The organism is Acinetobacter sp. M5A5_2a (assembly GCF_053345265.1).
In genome coordinates, this window is the sequence record NZ_JBKEZV010000008.1 from 174,884 (window position 1) to 192,585 (window position 17,702).

General features: G+C 36.2%; 19 protein-coding genes and 1 other RNA gene. 7 read left to right on the forward strand and 13 right to left on the reverse strand.

Features of this window, described 5'->3' with window-relative positions:
- Positions 1–225: 225 nt before the first annotated feature.
- The 5 genes from ACLBWE_RS11365 to kynU form a co-directional block, all read right to left on the reverse strand.
- Entirely contained in the window at positions 226–339 is a 114-nt protein-coding gene (locus ACLBWE_RS11365; RefSeq protein WP_447603117.1) for a hypothetical protein, read from the reverse strand.
- A 161-nt stretch (positions 340–500) separates the two neighbouring features.
- On the reverse strand, positions 501–779 hold the full coding sequence (locus ACLBWE_RS11370) for a DUF6527 family protein (protein WP_447602940.1): 279 nt from the start codon (positions 777–779) through the stop codon (positions 501–503).
- 526 nt (positions 780–1,305) lie between these two features.
- The gene (locus ACLBWE_RS11375) at positions 1,306–2,052 is read right to left on the reverse strand and encodes an alpha/beta hydrolase (RefSeq protein WP_447602942.1); all 747 of its coding nucleotides are present in this window, start codon (positions 2,050–2,052) and stop codon (positions 1,306–1,308) included.
- Positions 2,053–2,059: 7 nt separating this feature from the next.
- Positions 2,060–3,466 carry an amino acid permease gene (locus ACLBWE_RS11380; RefSeq protein WP_447602944.1) on the reverse strand — a complete coding sequence of 469 codons (1,407 nt, stop codon included), beginning with the start codon at positions 3,464–3,466 and terminating at the stop codon, positions 2,060–2,062.
- A gap of 39 nt (positions 3,467–3,505) precedes the next feature.
- Positions 3,506–4,756 (reverse strand): kynureninase, encoded by a 1,251-nt coding sequence (gene kynU, locus ACLBWE_RS11385; protein ID WP_447602946.1) that lies wholly within the window; start codon positions 4,754–4,756, stop codon positions 3,506–3,508.
- 145 nt (positions 4,757–4,901) lie between these two features.
- Between kynU and gigD the strand changes: the two genes are divergently transcribed.
- On the forward strand, positions 4,902–5,351 hold the full coding sequence (gigD, locus tag ACLBWE_RS11390; RefSeq protein ID WP_017392227.1) for an Lrp/AsnC family transcriptional regulator GigD: 450 nt from the start codon (positions 4,902–4,904) through the stop codon (positions 5,349–5,351).
- 41 nt (positions 5,352–5,392) lie between these two features.
- On the forward strand, positions 5,393–5,929 hold the full coding sequence (locus ACLBWE_RS11395; RefSeq protein ID WP_447602949.1) for a GNAT family N-acetyltransferase: 537 nt from the start codon (positions 5,393–5,395) through the stop codon (positions 5,927–5,929).
- Positions 5,930–5,976: 47 nt separating this feature from the next.
- Here ACLBWE_RS11395 and ACLBWE_RS11400 read toward each other — a convergent pair whose 3' ends face one another.
- Complete coding sequence (locus ACLBWE_RS11400) at positions 5,977–6,270, reverse strand: hypothetical protein (protein ID WP_045431062.1); 294 nt, start codon at positions 6,268–6,270, stop codon at positions 5,977–5,979.
- Positions 6,271–6,668: 398 nt separating this feature from the next.
- On the opposite strand from ACLBWE_RS11400, the gene ACLBWE_RS11405 reads away from it, so the two are divergent.
- The 4 genes from ACLBWE_RS11405 to ACLBWE_RS11420 all read left to right on the forward strand — a co-directional run bounded on the left by ACLBWE_RS11405 (position 6,669) and on the right by ACLBWE_RS11420 (position 9,498).
- Positions 6,669–7,355, forward strand: a complete 687-nt coding sequence (locus ACLBWE_RS11405; protein ID WP_270902199.1) for an HAD-IA family hydrolase — start codon at positions 6,669–6,671, stop codon at positions 7,353–7,355.
- Positions 7,339–7,767, forward strand: coding sequence for an RNA-binding S4 domain-containing protein (locus ACLBWE_RS11410; RefSeq protein ID WP_045431059.1), 429 nt, complete (start codon positions 7,339–7,341; stop codon positions 7,765–7,767). Before ACLBWE_RS11405 ends, ACLBWE_RS11410 begins: the two co-directional genes overlap by 17 nt.
- A 145-nt stretch (positions 7,768–7,912) precedes the next feature.
- Positions 7,913–8,959, forward strand: a complete 1,047-nt coding sequence (recA, locus tag ACLBWE_RS11415) for a recombinase RecA (protein ID WP_005040004.1) — start codon at positions 7,913–7,915, stop codon at positions 8,957–8,959.
- A gap of 56 nt (positions 8,960–9,015) precedes the next feature.
- The gene (locus ACLBWE_RS11420; protein ID WP_133746769.1) at positions 9,016–9,498 is read left to right on the forward strand and encodes a regulatory protein RecX; all 483 of its coding nucleotides are present in this window, start codon (positions 9,016–9,018) and stop codon (positions 9,496–9,498) included.
- Between the two features lie 15 nt (positions 9,499–9,513).
- Here the strand turns inward: ACLBWE_RS11420 and ffs are convergent.
- An RNA gene (gene ffs / locus ACLBWE_RS11425) (signal recognition particle sRNA small type) lies at positions 9,514–9,610 on the reverse strand.
- 313 nt (positions 9,611–9,923) lie between these two features.
- On the opposite strand from ffs, the gene ACLBWE_RS11430 reads away from it, so the two are divergent.
- Complete coding sequence (locus ACLBWE_RS11430; RefSeq protein ID WP_447602953.1) at positions 9,924–10,784, forward strand: YbgF trimerization domain-containing protein; 861 nt, start codon at positions 9,924–9,926, stop codon at positions 10,782–10,784.
- A gap of 58 nt (positions 10,785–10,842) precedes the next feature.
- Here ACLBWE_RS11430 and lpxA read toward each other — a convergent pair whose 3' ends face one another.
- From lpxA to rseP, 6 genes are read right to left on the reverse strand one after another with little or no spacing between them, the layout of a single operon-like run.
- On the reverse strand, positions 10,843–11,631 hold the full coding sequence (gene lpxA, locus ACLBWE_RS11435) for an acyl-ACP--UDP-N-acetylglucosamine O-acyltransferase (protein WP_003652175.1): 789 nt from the start codon (positions 11,629–11,631) through the stop codon (positions 10,843–10,845).
- The gene (fabZ, locus tag ACLBWE_RS11440) at positions 11,628–12,113 is read right to left on the reverse strand and encodes a 3-hydroxyacyl-ACP dehydratase FabZ (RefSeq protein WP_003652176.1); all 486 of its coding nucleotides are present in this window, start codon (positions 12,111–12,113) and stop codon (positions 11,628–11,630) included. The genes lpxA and fabZ overlap by 4 nt, the downstream gene beginning before the upstream one ends.
- A gap of 6 nt (positions 12,114–12,119) precedes the next feature.
- Positions 12,120–13,190 carry a UDP-3-O-(3-hydroxymyristoyl)glucosamine N-acyltransferase gene (gene lpxD, locus ACLBWE_RS11445; protein WP_045431049.1) on the reverse strand — a complete coding sequence of 357 codons (1,071 nt, stop codon included), beginning with the start codon at positions 13,188–13,190 and terminating at the stop codon, positions 12,120–12,122.
- A 4-nt stretch (positions 13,191–13,194) separates the two neighbouring features.
- On the reverse strand, positions 13,195–13,695 hold the full coding sequence (locus tag ACLBWE_RS11450) for an OmpH family outer membrane protein (protein ID WP_042894155.1): 501 nt from the start codon (positions 13,693–13,695) through the stop codon (positions 13,195–13,197).
- A 40-nt stretch (positions 13,696–13,735) separates the two neighbouring features.
- Complete coding sequence (gene bamA, locus ACLBWE_RS11455) at positions 13,736–16,366, reverse strand: outer membrane protein assembly factor BamA (protein WP_348947822.1); 2,631 nt, start codon at positions 16,364–16,366, stop codon at positions 13,736–13,738.
- Positions 16,347–17,702, reverse strand: coding sequence for an RIP metalloprotease RseP (gene rseP / locus ACLBWE_RS11460; RefSeq protein WP_133746771.1), 1,356 nt, complete (start codon positions 17,700–17,702; stop codon positions 16,347–16,349). Before rseP ends, bamA begins: the two co-directional genes overlap by 20 nt.

Sequence of the window (17,702 nt, forward strand, 5' to 3'; positions counted from 1 at the left end):
ATACATCGTTGTTATGATCTGTACTGTCGTTATATTTAAGAATTATTTTTTTGGAAAGAAATTTTGCTTGAACTCCCATGTATCAAAACTAAATCATATTTTCATAAAACTTTGTTTTATACAACGCTAGTATCTTTTTTCGATCAAAAACGTGAACCAATTCTAAAAATTAGAGAATTATAGGTTTGCGTTTAAAGATTAATTATTATTCTTACCTATAAAACTTCAAGAAGGATCTACAATATAAAAATATATAATCATTACCAATAATATAAAAATAGAAATTGCAAGATAGGTACCAACTGTATTAAAACTTCGCAAAAATTTCCAGATATCCATAAACATATAATAAAACAATTGTTTATAAAAATTATTTCAGACTTTAAATAAAGCAGCAACTAGAAGAGATTTACAAATTTTTTAACTATAAAGGTTCAGTATCAAATACGTAAAAAATATTACTTTAAAAAAAGACAAATAAAAATAAATATATTATCCAATTATAAATTATTCTTGATTTTTAGTTCAGGCAATTCCAATTTTTGTCCCGCTAAATAATGTTTACAATTAAGAGAGTATTCAATAAAACCTTCTTCTATAAAATAATGACAACGCCCAATGATACTTATGCTTGGATTAAATGTTGGTTTTTCAAGGCTACCGTTAAAGAACCACTGATTCCCATTAGAAAAGGGGTGCTCTACCGGAATATAGTGGAAATGCCCACAAGCCGGACACATATGTACATACATCCCACCTTCAAAATATTGTACTTTCATAAAGGCTCCTTTTTAAATAAAAAAGCCAACCCATATGAGCCGACTAAATCTATCCACGTAAGAACACTACCTATTATTTAATTATTCTTTATAGTTTTCTCTTTTTTTTCTGCTTTTACTTTAACCAAGAGATATTACAGATTGATGAAGATTTTTTTAATTATATTTTACATAAATTTTATTATGAAATGATTTTATAAGCACACATTTAAAACCCATAGATTCTAAATAAGTTCTAAAATTAGAATAAACAACTATTATATTTTACTTTTAATTAAAAAATAAAAAAGTCCGTATCTTGGGAAGCTACGGACTTAAAAACTCATCTAAACAACAGCTAAACATTTTGTCGCTTAGTGAGAAAGCACTATCTTTTTAATCTAATTAAGTTCTATATTCAGGTCAAGAACAACTCACACTTTCTGTAAAAATCAGGGTAAGTTGTGATTTATCTCACATTTATCTTATGATCAGCTTAGGTTAAGAATTTTATAAAACAATATTGCATATATTATTTTTCAAATACTTAACTTAATATATGCCTAAAATAATACTCTAAAATCGTATAATGATTAATGTGAAGAATAAGTGTAAAAGATACTAACCCCTGTTCTTGATCTTTTTTACTTTCAAAATAGTTTTGGCTTTGCCATTTCAATTCTTCGAGTTCAAGTTCTCCACATAAAATTTTGCACGGGATATCAATCCGCTCTTTATGATGAATAGGGCTATATTTCAAAATATCTTCTTTTGTCAAATTCAGTGCATGATTTAAATGTGTCTTTTGTATTGGCTCTAAATCATAAATTCCACTTAATAAGACCATCTCAGATATGAGCGGATGGCCTACAACTAATGCGCCGAGATGTGCTCCAGCTGAGTGACCAACCAACATAACCTCATCAGTTATCCACTCTTGCTCTCCAATGAAATCGAGAGCTTGATGAACTTGAGTCACAATAGCTGCTATTTTACTCTGTGGCGCCAGATCGTATTCCAACAGAATACATTGAATACCTTGCGCTAAAACATGTGGTACGACAAATGCAAAATCTGATTTCTCACACCACTGCCAATATCCACCATGGATAAAAATAATGGTTTTATTCGCCTGTTCTACAGGAAATAAATCCAACGTTGATCTAGGATGAACACCATATTGAATATCTCGGATATGTCTATATTTTTGATAGTTCACCAAGCTTCTTAGCTGAAAGTCAGTCAGTATCTCATCCTCATTAGGCACTGTCGTCGCATTATCATATTCTCTCATGCTTTTCTCACTTTAATGATTCTTCATGGGCACTTAAAGAGAGCTTGGCTGATGAGCGTTTTAAATAATAGAAAAAAGTAAGAACGATAATTAGAGGAACACCAAATTGTAAAGTTGACTTAAATTCGTTAGTAAACCAAGTCGTAACCGTGATACTTAAAATTGCAATTAATCCCAACAAAGAAATTAACCGACTAGCAGGAACTTTAAACTTTAACTGCAAGCCTTGTTGCGCCATATTTCTTCTAAAAAACATGTGGGTAACAAAAATGCTGCCCCACGTAAACAATGCTCCAAACATGGATAGCGCAATCATGATCGGGAAAGCCGAAGCAGGATTAATCGTATAAACAATGCTCGCAATACCAATACCAACTGCAGACAAGAGTAGTGCGTTAACTGGCACCCCATTACTACTAATACGCCCAAAGAGTTTTGGTGCATCACCAGCTCGTGACAAGCTAAACAACATACGTGTTGAGATATAGAGCATACTGTTCATCGCCGATAGAGCTGCGACAATTACAATGAAGTTTAAAATACTGTCTGCATATGGAATGCCTACAATCTTCATTACCATTACAAAAGGACTAGTCGCCTCAGAACCAATTAAATCCGTCCAAGGAACGAGTGCTACAATTAAAAATAAAGATAATAAGTAAAACAGGATTAACCGAATAGCCGTACTCTTAAAGGCTGTTTTAACAGCTTGTTCTGGATCTTTAGCCTCGCCTGCTGCAACAGCAATCATTTCGATACTTAAATAGCTAAATATTGAAATAATGACCCCAATCCAGACCCCACTAAAGCCGTGGGGAAAAAAGCCACCATGTTCTGTTAAATTGGAAATGACTTGCCCAGTTCCTTCATGACTTTGAGTCAAGATACCAATAGACAAAAGAATAAATACAATAATGGCAAAAACTTTAATGATCGAAAACCAATATTCAACCAATCCAAAAGCTTTAACACTATATGCATTCACCACCAGCAAGGTCATTGAAAAAAAAGCAATCCAGATCCAAGAACCGACATGTGGGAACCATAATTTCATATAGTCAGCAACTGCTGTGATTTCTGTGCCCACGGCTAATACAATGCATGCCCAATAGCAATAACGGACTAAAAACCCGGCAAGTGGACTAATATAATGTTCTGCATAGGCTCCGAAGGAACCTGAAGTGGGATGCTGAACTGTCATTTCAGCTAAACAAGCCATGATAGCAAATGCAATTAAACCACCAATGGCATAGCTTACAATGACTGCTGGGCCAGCAAAGCTGATTGCAAACTTGCTTCCCATAAACAGTCCTGTACCAATCGCTCCACCAATTGCAATCATTCCCATTTGTTTTGCGGATAATTTCTTATGTAAGCCCGCTTCTCTATTTTGTATTTCGTCAAAGCTACCCATAGGCCCTCCTAGCCTTTTGCTGATTTTAATTCCTGAATATCAGGTCACTTCGCCTCTAACCAGATAACGCTCATTTTTCCATTCGTTATTCAGCATAATCTGCTTAAGATGCTGTACAGCATTCCAGACATCTTCAAAACCTAGGTATAGGGGAGTAATTCCAAAACGTAATACTTCTGGCTCTCGATAATCGCCGATTACGCCTCGGGCAATGAGTGCCTGAATAATTTCATAGCCATATTCGTGGCGATAACTCACATGGCTACCACGATATTGATGAGTCAAAGGTGTAATGAGTTCAAAACCAAACTGACCACATTCTTGTTCGACAAGTTGGATAAATAAATCGGTCAATTTAAGAGATTTCTCGCGTATTTTTTGCATATCCACTTGCAAGAAAATATCGACACCACATTCAATCAAACTCATAGAAATGATGGGCTGAGTTCCACATAGGTAACGACGGATACTATTGGCTGGCTCATAATGCTGTGCCATATCGAATGGCTTCTTGTGACTCCACCAACCTGATAAAGGTTGCCAAAACTGGTCACGATGCTTTCGATTTACCCATAACAAAGCTGGAGAACCAGGGCCACCATTTAAATATTTATAAGTACATCCAATCGCAAAATCACTATTACTCTGGTTTAGATCCATAGGAACTGCACCAACTGAGTGACATAAATCCCAAATAATCAAAGCATCTTTAGAGTGAATTTGTTGATTAATAGATTCCATATCATAGAAATATCCGGTCCGATAATTCACATGAGAAAGTACAACTACTGCTACGTGTTTTTCTAATACCCGTGATAAATCATCTACGCCATCAATCAATTCAACTTGATAACCTTGGTGAATTAAATCAATGAAACCCTCAATAATATAAATATCTGTTGGGAAAGCATCTTTTTCCGCCACAATAATTTTACGTTCTGGAAATTTTGCGGCTTGAATTTTTACCGCAGCTGATAGAACTTTAAATAAGTTCAGAGTGGTAGAGTCAGAAATAACAACTTCACCCTGCTCTGCACCAACAAGTTTAGCTACTTTATTGCCAAGTCGAGTAGGTAAACCCCACCAATCTGCTTTGTTCCAGCTATTAATTAAGTCCTCTCCCCATTCTTGGGAAATAATATGCTGAGCGACATCTAATGATTTCTTCGGTCTCGCACCTAAAGAATTACCATCTAAATAAATCACTTCTTTTGGAAGCGCAAATTCCTCTTTAAATTTTTTGAGTTCATCTTCCTGATCCCAATAGAGACACTGCTCATGAGTAATCATTGTTATTTCACCTATTTCAACATTTCCTTTGTTTTTGAATTTTATCATGGCAATTCTTATGATTTATTCGATAATATTTGATTAAAATCTTTAATTTTCGTATAAAATTCTAAATATAATTAAAAAATACGGATGAAATTCTAAAATGAATGTAGATGCAATCGATCTAAAAATCTTAAAGCATTTGCAAGATAACGCGCGGTTAAGTAACCAAGAACTTGCCGATCTCGTTAATCTTTCAGCATCGGCTTGTCATCGACGCGTTAAAATTTTAGAGGCAAATGGAGTAATTGAAAAATATCAGGCAAAAGTTAATTATGAAAAATTAGGCATAAAAATTGAGGCAATTGTCGAAATTAAACTTGCACAATTAACCGAAAACGATCACAACTTTTTTTTAAGTCAGATCAAAAATTTTGATGAAGTCATTAATGCTTATATTATTACAGGCGAATCTAATTATGTTTTGCACGTTGCAACTAAAGATTTAAATTCGTTTTCCCATTTTGTCATTAATACCTTAAACAAAATTAAAGGTGTCGTCAGTATTAATTCCAAAATCATTTTACAGAAGATTGTGCAGAAACCGCTTTAACCTTCTTATGAAAAAATTATCGTTTATTAAAGAGTTATTCTATGATTGAAACTGAACGTCTAATCCTAAGACAATGGAAAGAAAGTGACTTTGGACCTTTTATCAAAATGGGCCTAGATCAAGACGTCATGCAATTCTTCCCAAGCCTCCTAACACCTCAAGAAAGTCTTAACTTAATCCAGAAAATTTCACGTCTCATTGATGAAAATGGTTGGGGCTTTTGGGCAGTAGAATTAAAAGAAAGCCATCAATTTATCGGGTTTATTGGTTTACACAACCAACCTGAGCAATTTGATTTTTCTCCATGTGTCGAAATCGGTTGGAGACTTGCAAAAGAATTCTGGAAACAAGGTTACGCTACCGAAGGAGCAAAAGCAGTTTTAGACTATGGTTTTAATATACTTAATTTAGATAAGATCGTTTCATTCACAGCTACTCTTAATACACCTTCTCAAGCTGTAATGGAGCGGATAGGAATGCAAAAAGTTAAAAACTTTGATCATCCCAAAGTGCCCCTCCATCATGAATTAAGAGCGCATGTGCTATATGAGATCACTAACTATTCATTCAATTTATGATTAAAGTTAAAACTTACGCCTTTAGACAACTAAAAATTTAAAAATGCTTACTCATCGAAATCATACCCAACAGAAGTAGACTGTTCCCAATATTCATGGATTTTATTTGCTATTTCTTCTTTTTCCATTGTAGTCAGTACGTAAAAGAGTTTAGCCTCTTTATTTTTTCTTAGAATTAATAAGTTGTAATAATCATACTCGGGTCCACTAAGCCCTAGTGTAGGTTGCGATTCACAGTGTTTTTCTGCTTTGTAGTGCCATTCAAGCTTATAAGTATCGAGGCCATCGGCAGCATTGATTACGATACCGTCATTGGTTCCACCAATAAATCCAATTTTCATTGCTTTCTCTAAATTCTTATTAGGATAATTTTCAATATAGCGCTAATTGAGTACTCTTCAATTTATATATTGTTTATCAAAAAGTATCGTATGTAACTATAATTAGAGAAAACTATTAGATAATCATTTGGATTTCTAATTTAGAAGATGCTGACTATTGTTTTACTCCAAATAAAGGAAGAATTTTCTACTAAACTGTTTCATTATTATTTTTTGTTTTTGCAAACTTCCGCGTTATAATTTCAAACCATTTATCTTCCCTATCCATACCATTAATCTATACAATTTTTAGAAAAATTAATGGATGGAGCTTTGAATTAATTTATGATTTTAAAAGGATATATGGTAGATGTGTCTTAAAAAGTTTGCTTTGAATGATTTTGGAGATATTTAAAAATATGTCTAAAATCATAATGTTTGACATGGATGGTACGCTATTAGACTTAGCTTTTGATGACTTCATTTGGAATGAATGTCTCCCGATGAGACATGCGCAAATACATCAAATTCCCCTCGCCGAGAGCAAAAAAAAGCTATATCAGTTTTATCAATCACATCGGCACACTCTTGTTTGGTATTCATCAACCTATTGGACTAAAACAGTAGGCGTTGATGTACTCAAATTACAACAAGAATTTCAATCTAAAATCCAAGCTCGCTCGGGCTGTCTTGAGCTTCTACAGCAACTTAAAGAACTAGGATACACCTGTTGGCTAGTGACTAATGCTGACCGCCCTAGCTTACGCTTAAAACTCGATAATATTGCAATCGAACATTTTTTTGACGTAATCATATCAAGCGAACAAGTTGGTTATGCAAAAGAAGATATTAATTTTTGGAAAGAACTCCAACGATTACACTCCTTCAATCCAGATGAAACAATTTTTATTGACGATACGACTCCCGTATTAAAAACAGCAGAAAAATTTGGTATTAAACACTTGTTTACTATCTCACAGCCCTCAAGTCTAAATGTTATAAGACAGCATCAGGAACTAGAATATAAAGCACTAGATCGACTTACAGAGTTGCTGTCTATATTGAATCAAATTGATAGAAAGGATAACGATGTCAAAATTGCGTGAAGACGATGCTGTAGAGACCATGCGTGTTGACAAATGGTTATGGGTTGCTCGTTTTTTTAAAACTCGTTCAATTGCTAAAGCAGCAATCGAAGGAGGTAAAGTACATCACAACAATGAACGTGTAAAAGTTTCCAAAGAAATTCGAGTGGGAATGGAGCTTATTATTCAGCAAGGGTTTGATAAAAAAACTGTTGTGATAAAAGCGCTTTCTAATACACGTGGCCCAGCGCCAGTTGCACAGCAACTTTATGAAGAAACCGAAGTGAGTATTGCTAGACGGGAGTTGATTGCATCCCAACGAAAATTGCATAATCTAGCTCGACCTGACCATAGACCGGGTAAAAAGGATCGTCGACAAATTATTCGGTTTAAACAGGAGAATGATCAAAATTGGTCATACGATGATGAATAAAAACGTCGAGTTGTGTCGCACACACACATACAACACATAGAAGCTATAGAAAAAATCTGTCACTATTAACCTAGTGAAACAAGTTGAGATTCAATGCATCCACTTGGGTTAAACGTGATGAACATAGAGTATTGAGGTTTTTGAGATGGATGAGAATAAAAGCAAAGCATTACAAGCCGCGCTAAGTCAAATTGAGAAACAATTTGGCAAAAATACGGTGATGCGTCTCGGTGACAACACTGTTCAAGCTGTTGAAGCTGTATCTACAGGCTCTTTGACTTTAGATATTGCATTGGGGATTGGAGGTTTACCAAAAGGCCGTATTGTTGAGATTTATGGTCCAGAATCTTCTGGTAAAACCACAATGACTCTACAAGCGATTGCACAATGTCAAAAAGCTGGCGGTACTTGTGCATTTATCGATGCAGAGCATGCATTAGATCCACAATATGCGCGTAAACTCGGTGTAGACATTGATAACTTGCTTGTATCGCAGCCTGATAACGGTGAACAAGCTCTCGAAATTGCGGATATGCTAGTTCGTTCTGGCGCAATTGATATGATTGTTGTCGACTCAGTCGCTGCACTTACCCCTAAAGCAGAAATTGAAGGTGAGATGGGTGACTCTCATATGGGCTTACAAGCTCGCTTAATGAGTCAGGCACTTCGTAAAATTACTGGTAATGCTAAACGCTCAAACTGTATGGTTATTTTTATTAACCAGATTCGTATGAAGATTGGGGTAATGTTTGGTAGCCCTGAAACCACGACTGGTGGTAACGCGTTAAAGTTCTACGCTTCTGTACGCTTAGATATCCGCCGTATTGGTCAAGTAAAAGAAGGCGATGAAATCGTCGGCTCTGAAACTCGAGTTAAAGTTGTTAAAAACAAAATGGCTCCTCCTTTCAGAGAGGCTCTTTTCCAAATTCTCTATGGTAAAGGTACAAACCAGCTAGGCGAACTTGTAGATTTAGCTGTACAGCAAGATATCGTACAAAAAGCAGGTGCTTGGTATTCATATCAAGGTAATAAAATTGGTCAAGGTAAGAACAATGTTATTCGCCACTTTGAAGAGAACCCTCAAATGGCTGGAGAGATTGAACGTAATATCCGTGAACAACTTTTAACAACAGGTACTAATACGGCTCAAGTTGAAGATGAAGAAGAAGCTGATCTTTTATTAGAATCTTAATTGCTCATTCTTCATAGAACGCCCTTCGGGGCGTTTTTTTACAAGGGAATCCTAATATGTTCAAAAGAACAGAAGAACAGTCTCAACAACGAACTCCGCTTACTGGCCAGCGTTTACGCTCGTATGCATTTGCTTTACTAACTCGCCGAGACTATTCAAAAGCAGAACTTACTGAAAAATTGACTCGTTATGCCCAGAACCCAGAAGAGGTTAAGCAACTCGTTGAAGAGCTATCTGAACAAAATTATCAAAGTGATCAACGTGTTGCTGAACAAATGCTTGCTAGCCAAATTCGTAAAGGTAGAGGACCAAAACGCATTCAACAAGCTTTAAAAACTAAACAGCTTGAAAATGATTTAATTGCAGATGAAATTCATGATATTGATTGGGTAGAGCAAGCGTATGAGCTCAAAGTGAAAAAATTTGGTGAAGAAGTGGAAAAAGATCCAAAGCTTAAAGCAAAACAGATTAGATTTTTACAATATAGAGGATTTGATTTAGATGTAATTATTAAAGCAGTCCAACGGAGAGTGGACTAATAGAAATGGTGGCAGCCCCACTAGCAAAACTTCGGCACATCATAGATCTGCTACCGTTGCTACCTTCCGGTCCTGGCGGGGTTCACAGAGTACAATTGCGAAGCCACCAGCAGGGCTACCATTGCCAGACAAAGTATAGAGATTTTTAAAAGAGTTGCAAGCCTTCTTCCCAGTTTTAAGCAAGTTTATGTTTCGATTGATTAATTCATCAGCAAAAATACATAACTTTCTATACTTCTCTCTCCTTTATTCTTTCTTGTATCTTATTTTGGATAAAATATGCTTGAAGATTGTAAACTATTCTTGCATTTATATTGTTAGCTGTTTTAATTGCATTAACCAATTAAAACCTTAGATAGTTAAGTGAATAGTTTATATATTCCTTTCTCAAGTTGGCTTTTACATAAAATTATGGACCTATACTCATGCGATTGATGAAGCATTCTTTATTATTTATTGCCTTAATGAGCACTACCTCTCTCTATGCCAACATTCCAATTGAGTCTCGCGGTTTAAGCCAAAGCGGTGGCAGTCCAACTAACACGTCTTCTAATAATGTTTCGGTACCTAGTAATTTAAACTGGGAATTAATGCAAAAAACCCAACAATTAGAGAATGATATACGTACCTTACGTGGGCAATTAGAAGAGCAATCAAACGATATTGAACAATTGAAAAAAGATTTATCTAATCGTTATACTGACCTAGATCAACGCTTAGAGCTACTTAATCAGAAAGTTGATCCGGAAAGTGCGCCCTCAGATAATCCTGCAAACAGTGATACTCCAGCTTCAGCAAGCACAGAAACCTCCACAGTAGATAATAAAGTAGTAAATGCCACTCCAACAAGCAGCCCTTCTACCACTCCTTCACCACAACCAGAAGCGTCTCAACCACCAGCACAAAATCAAAACCCAGTAGAGCTTGAAAAGGCTGCTTATACTGTAGCTTTAGACGCCTATAAGCAAGGCGGCGCAAAAAAAGCCATCGCTCCAATGCAAAACTTTATTAAAAATCATCCAAATAGTGTTTATACGGGAAATGCTTACTTTTGGTTAGCTGAATTTAATTTAGCAACTGATCCAGTAAACTACAATGAGGCAAAAAAGAACTACAATGTAGTAGCAACTCGATATCCAAATTCAAGTAAAGCTCCTCGTGCCCTGTATCAACTCTATAGCATTGTTAAAGATGTCGATAAAAATCCAGCCTCAGCAAACCAATATAAAACTAAAATCCTAAATCAGTATCCAAAATCTGAAGAAGCCAAATTTTTTAATAAATAATAATTTTAAGCAAAAAAAAGACACTGCATATTGCAGTGTCTTTTTTTAATATATTGTCTTAGCGCACAATACCACGTTCTGACTGTTCAACAGAGTCAATTAATAATTGAGCTTCAGGAACATTCGGAAGAATATCATTTTTAATCTGCTCAACAGCTTGAACAGAGGTAAGCCCTGATTTAAAAATTAACTTATAAGCCTCTCTGAGACCTTGAATTGTATTTTTAGACCAACCCTTTCTACGCATTCCTTCGATATTAATACCAAATGCATGGGCTGGGTTACCAGAAGCCATAACGTAAGCTGGTACATCCTTTAAAATTAGTGATGCTCCACCCACCATACTGTAAGAATCGATTTTACAGAATTGATGAATGCCAGAATTACCACCAATAATGATATGATCACCTATATGTACGTGTCCGGCAACACCAACATTATTCGCGAAAATATTATGATCACCAACGATACAATCATGCGCAATATGTGTGTTAACCATCAATAGGTTATGACTTCCTATTTTAGTTAAAGCATTATCTTGCACAGTTCCTCTATGTAAACTGCAATGCTCACGAATTAAATTATGATCACCAATCTCTAACCAGGTTTCTTCACCTTGATATTTCAAGTCTTGGCAAACTTCACCAACACTTGCGAACTGGAAAATCTCATTATTTTGACCAATTTTGGTAAAACCACCCACTACTACATGTGAATGTAGCTTAGTACCCGCACCAATCGTCACATTTGGACCGATAACGCAATAAGGTCCTATCTGGACATCTGGAGCAATCACTGCAGATGGATCAATAATGGCCGTAGAATGAATTAAGTCGTGATTGCTCATGCCTGCTCTGTTTTTTGGTGTGAAATCATAATTTCAGCGGTTGTTGCTACAATACCGTCAACGGTAGCCGTACAGTTATATTTGTAGATACCGCGTTTTTGCATTACTAATTCAGATTTTAATACAAGTTGGTCACCGGCAACTACTTGTTTTTTAAATCTAACCCTTTCCGCACCAGCAAAGAGGAATAAAGAACCAGGTTTTGGCGTTTCATTGTTCATAATAAACCCTAGAACGCCTGAAACTTGAGCTAATGCTTCTACAATTAGAACACCAGGCATAATTGGATATTCTGGGAAATGTCCCTGTAGGAACTCTTCATTGATAGAAACATTTTTATAACCAACAATACTATTGTCAGTAACTTCAGTCACACGATCAACCAATAAGAATGGGTAACGATGCGGCAAATATTGACGAATCGTTTGAATCTGCATTGGTAATTCAGGGATGGCAAATTTAGGTGTAGTTGACTCGGTCATAATATTCTATTTACGCAAATTAAAGGTTGATTCAAGAGACTCTATTTGAGCTTGTATATGATCAAGTCGTTTAGTGATTTGGGTCAATGGCACATCTGCTAATTGTCGTAAGCGTACAATTGTCTTTTTCCAATGACTATTTTCAAACAATCCAATTCCTGAAGAGTAAGTACCAGCTTCAGAAATATTTTTTGTGACCATTGACATTCCTGTCAAAGTCACATTATCGGTAATAGAAAGGTGCCCTGATACACCGCAAGCCCCTGCTAGAATACAGTTTTTGCCAATTTTAACACTACCAGCAATTCCGCATTTAGCAGCGATAGCTGTATTTGAACCAATATGAACGTTATGAGCGATTTGCACAAGGTTATCAATAATTACCCCATCTTCCAAAATTGTGTTGTCGAGTGCGCCTCGATCAATACTACAATTTGAACCAATGCGAACATCATTACCAATAATAACTGAACCCAATTGAGCAATGCGATGCCACTTTCCTTGATATGGTGCAAAGCCAAAGCCTTCACTACCAATTACAGTACTTGCGTGAACTCGCACACGATCAGATAATTTAGATTCACCAGTAATGGTGACATGAGCATCAATAAAACAATCTTTTCCAATTTCCACATTATCATCCAGTCGAGTATGAGACTGAATAATCGTATTATCGCCTACCACACAATTTTCGCCAATTACGACGTAATGACCAATATATGCTGTTTCAGAAATGATCGCCGAAGGATGAATTTGAGCTGTACTTTCTATACCTACCGATGTGATTTTTTTCTCAAAAACATGAGTAAGTATGGCAAAAGCTAAGTAAGGATTATCAACAATAATAAAATTTTGTTTGTCAGGAAGCTGTTCTTTAATAAGACTTGTAACAATGTACGCACCCGCACGGCTAGCCTTTGCTTGGTCAATATACTTTTCGCCATTCACGAAAGCAATTTGATGAGTTTCAGCATTTTCTAAACTTGCTAAGTTTATAAACTGAAGACTACCCGTACCTACTAGCTCACCATTTACGAGGTGAGCTAGTTCATCTAAACGATAATGTTGCACTTTCATTAATTTATTTCATTGAATTAACCTTTTGTATCATTTTATCAGTTAAATCATATTTAGCGTCATAGGCAACGGTTGAATTTTTATTCAAAATGAAGTCAAGATTATTTTCTTTTCGTAATTGTTCAGCTGCTTGCTTCACACGACTCTCAAAAGTTGAGTTCATTCCTTGCAAACTAGTTTGAACTTTAGACTGCAAACCTTGTTGAGTAGAATTAAATTCATTGAGTTTTGTCTGATATTGCGCTTGGAGCTTTTTAATATCATCTTCTTTCATTTTTTGCCCTTGAGTTTGGGCTTGACGTTGAAGACCTTCTAATTCTTTGCCTAACTGCTCAAGACGAGTTGTAGTTGGCTTAACTGATTGATTTAAACTTGCGTTTTGTTGTTTCAAATAAGCACTGCTTTCAACAACTTTAGCAAGATCAATAACACCATAACCCGCAGCATTGGTCATAGCAGAAACTGTCAGACCTAGTCCTAACATTAATATATTTAATTTTTTCATTTAAATTTGTGTCCTTATTTCATGTTTAGTCAAGTCGTACTTAGAAAGTACGACCGATTTCAAACTGGATCTCTTTGGTTTCATCACCAGGCTTATCATTTAGAGGGAATGCATAGCTAAGAGATAATGGTCCAATCATGGTAATCCATGTGAAACCAACACCTACGCTATAACGCATATTACCTAAGTCGAAACCATAGTTATCTTCACAGTATTTTTTAGCGTCTGCAATTTGCTGGCCATTCATAATCATAGAATAAGAACCAACGTCGCACTTGGTATCGAATACCTGACCGCCTTCAGCAAAAATAACTGGTCTCACTTGGCGAGTCCAATCTCCTTTAAAAGGTAATGGTAAAGCTAACTCTGTACCAAATTGTACAAGAGCGTTACCACCCACTTCCTCTGGAGAAGTGTCATCTTTTTGCTCTTCTTGTAAATTTACACTCGAATATTTTGGACCCAAGGTACTATTATCATAACCACGAACAGAGCCATAACCGCCGGCATAGAAGTTTTTATAGAATGGTAAATCATTACCATAGCCAAGCTTACCATAGCCACGAAGTACAAAACCTGTACTACCGATAGGGAAGAATGCTTGAGCATCATAAGTTGCTTTTTGGTATTCAACATCACTACCCGGCAAACCGATTTCCAAACCTACACGATGTGACATTCCTGATGTCGGGAAAATTGGGCGGTTTAATGTATTGTATGACCAACCTAAATTCAAGTTATAGGTAAAGAACTCACCTTCAAAAGCATTGTCATACTTAGTAAGATCTAACGCATCATTATTCGAATTTACACACTTAGTTGCAAGATCATAACCTTCTGGCTTAGTAGTTGGAGGTGTAGTTCCATTTGCTTTATCAATATCAGCTTGAGACTTATAACTTCCTGAACAGTACTCTCCTTTACCAGTTGCCTTCCCGCCATTTTTTAACAAATAATCACGTACATAAGTTGATACAAATGCACCAGTAGTTACCTTAGTATTATCAATACCAACAGAGGCACTTAAACTTTGGTTTTCATCAATCGGATAACCAAAACTTAAACTACCACCAAAACTATCGGTAACGTAGTTGTTAACGTTATAGTCATCATTTAGTTTTGTTTTACGATAGTAAACGTTATAACCGCGGCTTACCCCATCAATTGTAAAGTAAGGATCGGTAACGCTTAAGTTATAGTAATCTTGAGTTTCTGAACGAGATAAATCGATCGCAACACGGTTACCTGTTCCCATAAAGTTAGTTTGACTCAAACCTGCTTGGAATGTGATACCACCACTTTGTGAGTAACCTACAGCTAATGTTGTAGTTCCCGAATGTTGTTCTTCAACATTTACGTTTAAATCCACCTGATCTGGTGAGTTTGGAATACGCGCTGGTTTAACATCAACCGTCTTAAAGAATCCTGTACGTTCTAAACGAACTTTAGACAGATCAATTTTTTCATTACTCGCTAAAGCACCTTCCATTTGACGCATTTCACGACGTAATACTTCATCGGCAGTTTTACTATTACCTGTAAAGTTAATACGACGTACAGTAACTTGCTGACCTGGGTTTACATAGTAATTTAAGTCAACAACACCTGTGTCGTTATTAATTTGCGGAACAATATTCACATCTGCAAAGTAATAACCAGCATTACCATATTTACGCAACAATAATTGCTTAACGGCATTCACTTTTTCTTGTGAATAAGTATCACCGTCTTTATAGATTTTTAGAGCCTGCAATTCTTCAGGCTTGTAAAGTGCATCACCTAAAAACTTGGTTTGACCAAATTTAAACTGACTGCCTTCCTCTACAGCAACTTCAATAAAGATGTTCTTTTTATCTTCACTAATATTAAGCTGTGAGTTATTGATATGGAAATTGATATAACCTTTATTGAGATACATCGCACGCAAAGCTTCAAGGCTCGCTGCCATTTTCTCTCTCGCATAACGGTCATTACGCGTTACAACAGAAGCCCAACCACTTTCTTTAACTGCAAAGGCTTGTTTAATTTCGCTGTCTTTAAAAACAGTATTACCAATAATATTGATATTAAAAACTTTAGCGGCTGTACCTTCATTAAAATTTAATTTAAGTTCAACACGATTATTTGGACGAGCGATCGTATCAACGGTTACATCAGCATCGTAACGACCCTGCTGGGTATATTGCTGCTCTAATTCAGTTTCAATTGTTTGCAAAGCTGATTTTTTGAAAACTTCGCCTTCAGCGATTCCCATTTTTTTGAGGCCCTGTTCCAATGCCTCTTTAGGAATAAGTTTATTACCCTTAAATTCAAGTTTTGAAATAATTGGGCGTTCTACGACATTAAAAACTAAAGTATCGTTATCTCTTGATGCTTTAATATCGTCAAAAAGTCCAGTGGCATACAATGTTCGAATTGCTTCTGCGATCATCGGTTCATTAACGCGATCGCCACTGTTGATTGGCAACATGGTATAAACATTTGCAGGAGTAAGACGGACCAACCCATCTACGCGAATATCTCGAACAACGAAATCATCAGCTGCATATGCTTGTTGTACCGCCGCCATAGCGCTAACAAGTGCCAAAGGCATTAAAAAATGTGTGTGCCGCATGCCAGTTTTTTCCAGTAAGTTATAAGTCCATATACGTTTACAAACGCATAAAATCATTAAATAAAGCCAAAAGCATCATACTACCGAGCAGTACCATACCAATTTTTAGACCAAACATTTGTATTTGTTCAGAAACAGGCTTCCCTCGAATAGCTTCAATAATGTAATAAACCAGATGTCCACCATCTAGCATTGGAATTGGTAATAAATTTAAAATTCCAAGACTTACGCTCATTAAAGCCATAAATGAAATAAAAGTCTGCCATCCCATTTCTGCACTTTGTCCCGCTACTTTCGCGATTGTAATTGGTCCAGAAAGATTCTCTAAACCAATTAAACCCTTAACCATTTTTACTATTGAACTCAATATCATGCTAGAGATTTGACCAGTTTTATCTAGTGACATCTCGAAAGCTTGTATTGGAGTATATTGAATTGTTTGCTTATATTCGTCAGGAATTGTAATTTTTCCTGCATCACTTTTCACGCCCAAAACACCGCTCACTTGCCCCATGTTATCCCGTTTCCCTTGAGGCATGACTTGCAAATGAACTAATTGACCATTACGCAACACATCAATATTGAGTAATTTTTCTGGAGAATGTTGTACTACCTCTACAACATCAAACCAGTCTTTCATTGCTTGACCATTAATTGAAGCAATACGGTCACCTACTTTCATTCCTTGACGAATTGCAGCTCCATCTTGAGTCAATTCAGTGACAACAGCTGGAATAACAGGACGATATGGTAAAAAACCTAACACATCTAAAGCTGATTCATTCTGATTTTTTAAGAAGTCTTTAATCGGTAAAACAATATTTTTCTCAGTACCAGCACGGTCTACATCAACATTTACACTACCCGTTTCACCTACACGATCAATCAAAGCAAAGTTAAGTTTTTCCCAAGTTTGCGTTTCTTTTCCATCAACCGCAATAATCTTGTCACCTACTTGCATTTGTGCAGTGGCTGCTGGTGAGTTTGGTATGACTTTACCAACTCTAGTGTTTAGTTGTTCTTGTGCTGGTAAAAATAAGATCCAGAAAAGTAAGACAGCAAAAATCAAGTTAATTAAGGGACCCGCTGCAACAATTGCTATACGTTTCCATGGTTTTTGACGGTTAAATGCATAAGGTAAATCCTGCTCTGCAACATTACCTTCACGCTCATCGAGCATTTTGACATAGCCGCCTAATGGTAAAGCTGAAAGCTGGTATTTGATTCCAGATTTTTTTGATGTCCATTTGAGTAAGGTTGGTCCAAAACCAATCGAATATACTAAAACCTTAACACCTAGTTTTCGTGCCACCCAGTAATGGCCGAACTCATGGATTGCAATTAAAGGACCAAGTAAAAGAGCTGCTGCTGCAATCATAAATAATGCGCTCAT